The sequence below is a fragment of the Aeromicrobium sp. REDSEA-S32_B7 genome, assembly GCF_001626145.1.
GTDB classification, from domain to species: domain Bacteria; phylum Actinomycetota; class Actinomycetes; order Propionibacteriales; family Nocardioidaceae; genus Aeromicrobium; species Aeromicrobium erythreum.
Map to the genome: position 1 here is coordinate 1 of NZ_LUNF01000011.1, position 2,572 is coordinate 2,572.

The window sequence follows — 2,572 nt, forward strand, 5'->3', positions numbered from 1 at the left end:
GGCCCGCGCCCTGGACACCTGCCACTGCTGCTCGAGCTGGGCGGTGCCGAGGAACATCGCGTTGCTGGTCTGGACGCTGACCAGGTCCCCGCCCCGGGCCACCTGTCGACGCAGCACGTCGTCGTAGGCGACGTCGAAGCACAGGGCGGTCGCGACACTGAAGGAGCCGACCCCGATCGGCTCGGGATCCCCGCCAGGCAGCATGTCCCGGGGGATGGCGGCCACCCTCGAGGACAACCGCTCGGCCAGCGGCCTCAGGGGGACGTACTCCCCGAAGGGCACCAGCCGCTGCTTCGTGTAGCTCGCCCGCACTCCCCCGTCGTCCCAGAGCAGCGACTGGTTGAGGGCGTAACGCGGGTCGGGTGCATCTACGACGGCTCCCAGGAGCAGCGGCACCCCGACTGCCTCCACAGCCGCTCGCGCCGCCTGGCCGGCGACCACGTCGGTCGTCGGGTCGACGGCCGTCGCGTTCAGGTCGGGCGCAGGACGCCCGGTGTCCGAGGCCGCGAGCTGCCTCGTCTGCCCGACCAGCACCTCGGTGAGGGCCCGGTGATTCGCCACGACTTCCCGGCCGGAACCCGGCAGCTCCCCCTGCACGATGGCGATCCTGGCCACCGGCCCGGTCGCCTGGTTCGGCGCCACCAGGACCCCACGTGCCATGGCCGGGACCGCCACCAGCGCCACCACTGCTGCTGCGGGGACCAGCCCGCGCAGGCTGCGCCGCGTCGCGTGCTCCACCACCGAAGCGATGAGGCACCCGAGCAGCGCGACCACAGTTCCTGTGGCGGCGACCCCGATGACCGCCACCCAGGCGGACCAGGGCGCATCGACGGCGGAGTACCCGAGCCTTCCCCACGGGACCCCGCCCCAGGGAACTGCCGCCCGTGCCGACTCGGCCGCCGTGAAGACGCCGGCGGCCCACAGCTGCCACCCGTGGAGTCGACGCACGCGCACCATCGCCACACCGGCCAAGGCGCCCCACACGCTCTGCGCAGCGACCATCGCGGCCCAGGCAAAGGGGGAGATGGCCTCGGCCAACCACCACAGCGTCATCCCGAGGAAGACCGCGGCGTGGGCGGCACCGAGGAGTGCCGCTCTGGTGGCTGAGGCCTCACGCAGCGCCAGGACCAGCATCGCCAGGCCCACCGGTGCCAGCCACGGCAGATCGAAGGGCGGGAAGCCGAGCGCCGTCGTGGCTCCGCCGGCAGCGGCGGTCAGGATGATGGGGCGTTCACCAGCCACTCGGGCACCGCTTTCGTCATGGCCTACTATCGCCGATAGTATGAACCACGTGAGGTCGTCCCCCGTCACCGCCGAGTCGGGCCAGAGCCCCCGTGCGGCGACTCCTTCGGATCGTGGGACCGCTGCGCCCGCTCGGGGCTCGATGGGATGGGGCCGCTGGGCCTGGCGGCGACTGACTTCCATGCGCACCGCCGTCGTCCTGCTGATCCTTCTGGCGGTCGCGGCGGTGCCGGGTTCGCTGCTCCCGCAGCGTGGCGTGGCGAGCGACCCCGCGGCTGTCGCGCTGTTCTACCGCGACAACCCCGACCTCGCTCCGTGGTTGGATCGGCTGTACCTCTTCGACGTGTACGCGGCCCCGTGGTTCGCCGCCGTGTACCTGCTGCTGCTGGTCTCCATGACCGGGTGCGTCCTTCCTCGATGCGTCCGCCTGTGGCGCGAGGTCACGGCGCAGCCGCCCGCGGCCCCCCGCAGGCTGGAGCGCGAGGACGCTCACGCTCGCCTCACGGTCGAGGAGGCCTCGGCCTCTCTGACGGCTGCCGCCGCGCACCTGCGGTCTCGGCGCTTCCGGGTGGTGGAGACCGACGGCGAGGTCCGCGCCGAGAAGGGCCACGTCCGGGAGCTCGGGAACCTAGCCTTCCACCTGTCGCTCCTGGTCCTCCTCGTCGGGGTGGCCGGCGGTCGATTGTTCGGCTACGAAGGGCGCGTGGCTGTCGTCGAGGGCTCGACGTTCACCAACATCGCGTCCTCCTACGACGCCCTGACCCGCGCCCCCCTGGCCGATCCCGCGGACCTGGAACCTCTCGAGTTCACCCTGCGCAGCTTCGATGCACAGTTCGAGACCAGCGGACCACGGCTGGGAGAGCCCCGTTCGTTCACGGCGGTCCTGGACTGGGTGACGTCCGACGGCGCGGGAACCACCGAGGTGCGACCGAACCAGCCCTTCGACGCCAACGGGACCAAGTTCTTCCTCACCGGTCACGGGTACGCCCCGCAGATCACGGTCCGCGACGGCCGCGGTGACGTGGCCGCATCCGGTCCTGTCATCTTCCTTCCGCAGGATCAGGCGTTCACCTCCGACGGGGTCGTGAAGGTGCCCGACGCTCGACCGACCCCCGTGGCACTGGAGGGTCTCTTCCTGCCGACCGCGGCCCGAGGGGCGGACGGGATCGACGTGTCGGCATACCCCGGCCTGGTGAATCCGGCGCTCCTGCTCACCGCCTACTCCGGTGACCTCGGACTGGATGACGGCGGGGCTCAGTCGGTCTACACGCTCGACCTGGACGGGCTGGTCGAGGTCACGGGGGACGACGGGGACCGATGGCGGGCCACG

The 2,572-nt window shown here is 71.9% G+C and carries 2 protein-coding genes; one reads left to right on the forward strand and one right to left on the reverse strand.

The genetic code is table 11. The features are described from left to right. On the reverse strand, positions 1-1,242 hold a 1,242-nt coding region (lnt, locus tag A6Q79_RS00475; protein ID WP_317695286.1), incomplete at its 3' end, for an apolipoprotein N-acyltransferase. Between the two features lie 181 nt (positions 1,243-1,423). Here lnt and A6Q79_RS00480 point away from each other — a divergent pair. Beyond that, positions 1,424-2,572: cytochrome c biogenesis protein ResB (locus A6Q79_RS00480; protein ID WP_317695289.1), on the forward strand; the 1,149-nt coding region annotated here is incomplete at its 3' end.